2 protein-coding genes are annotated in these 1,608 nt (G+C 68.8%); both read left to right on the top strand.

Translation table 11 applies throughout. The annotated features are described in order from the left end of the window. Nucleotides 1-1,003: CDP-glycerol glycerophosphotransferase family protein (locus tag KZA10_RS14595; protein WP_218683244.1), on the top strand; the 1,003-nt coding region annotated here is incomplete at its 5' end. After that, a complete protein-coding gene (locus tag KZA10_RS14590; RefSeq protein WP_256934905.1) occupies nucleotides 1,000-1,527 on the top strand; it encodes a CDP-glycerol glycerophosphotransferase family protein in 528 nt (175 codons plus the stop codon). The genes KZA10_RS14595 and KZA10_RS14590, both read left to right, overlap by 4 nt. Nucleotides 1,528-1,608: the final 81 nt, after the last annotated feature.

Genomic DNA, 1,608 nt, shown 5'->3' with positions numbered 1-1,608 from the left:
CAAGAGCGGACTGCGCGGATGGTGGACGACCGCTCGGGCGGGGGTGCTCGTGGTCACCCACGGACTCGGCGACGTGAACCGCTACGCGAACGGCGGCGCTTTCGTGGTCCAGCTCTGGCACGGGATCCCGCTGAAGCGGATCGGGCTGGATTCTCCGGCGACGACCCAGGTTCCGAATGTTCCCGCGGCGGCGCTGTTGCGTCGCGCGGTCGGTATCCTCTACCGCGCCGCAGCCCAGCGCATCCGCGTGCTCCCGGCCGCTTCGCACCGCGCACGGGGGCGCTTGGAGTCCGCGTTCGGCCTGGGTGATGACCGTGTGGTGGTCACAGGGGAACCTCGTGTCGACGTGCTCTCGGCAGGATCGGCGGAACACGTGAGGTCCGCGGCATCCGCTCTGCTTCGTAGCGTCGTGGGGGAGATTCCCGATACCGCGCGCACCATCCTCTACGCACCGACCTGGCGTGATGGGGCTCCCGACCCCGCCGTTCCCACCGCTGAGGAGTGGATCCGCATCGTCCGGGTCCTCGAAGAGCACGACGCCGTCCTGTTCGTGCGCTCTCATCCCCTGGGAGAGGGCGGATATGCGCCCCCGCTTCCGAGCCGCAGGGTGCACGCACTCGGCGCCGCGTCGCTTCCCGACGTGACGCCGGCGCTCGCCGCGTTCGACGTGCTCGTCACCGACTACTCCTCGCTCGCATACGACGTCGGTCTGCTGCGCATGCCCGTGCTGTTCCTGGCTCCGGATGCCGAGGAGTACGCGCGCATTCGCGGCTTCTACGGCCGGTACGACGACGTCGCAGGTCCCGACGCGGCCACCGACTGGGCGGAGCTCCTGGCACAGCTTGAAGCGCTCCTCGAAGACACAGCCGCCCACGACGCGGCGTCCGAGCGTTCCGCTACGCTCAGCGCGGAGATGCACGCATATCGGGACGGGCGCAACACCGAGCGCGTGTACCAGGTCATCCGCGCGCGGGGGATTCCCGCGCCGAAGGGAGCAGCATGACAACGGCCCGCATCGATGACGCGGCGGAGGCCCTGATCATCGAAGGGACCGGTCAGCGACCGGAAACGGCCGACCTTGTCGGACCACGAGCGCACGTCGAGGCTCGTGTCACCGGGGGCGGCAAGACCTGGAAGGCGACGTTCCCGTTGCAGGCCTCCCGTTGGGGCGGCCCTTCGCTTCCCCTGCCGACGGGGACGTACGAGCTGCGGATCGCCGACGTCGATCTCGATGATGTGCGACTCGCCCCTGCCGTGCTCACCGGGGTTCGGATTGCGTTGAATGCCGGTACCGTCCGCATCGCCGCGCCGGTGGATCCGGTGTACGAGACCGCTGAGGGGCGCTCGACCCTCGAGGAACGGTACGTCGCGCAGGCGGGCGGCACAGAGAACGCCGTGTTCTTCGAGAGCTTCTACGGACGAAGCGTCGGATGCAACCCGCGGGCCATCGATCGCGAGCTCGCGGCGCGCGCACCCGAGGTATCATGGTGCGCCAGAGGCCCTTCGCCCGCAGCTTCGGGTCGTTGAGCAGGTTGGCGAGCACCATCGCCAGGATCAGCATGATCGGCACCTGCACGACCAGGTAGAACACGGTGTTGAACATGGTCA

It is taken from the genome of Microbacterium sp. BF1 (assembly GCF_019279095.1).
Taxonomy (GTDB): Bacteria; Actinomycetota; Actinomycetes; order Actinomycetales; family Microbacteriaceae; genus Microbacterium; species Microbacterium maritypicum.
This window is presented reverse-complemented; position numbering and strand designations above follow the sequence as displayed.

Excerpts from the sequence above, each read along its gene's own strand:
- KZA10_RS14590 (WP_256934905.1), top strand. The coding sequence starts at position 1,000 with ATGACAACGGCCCGCATCGATGACGCGGCGGAGGCCCTGATCATCGAA.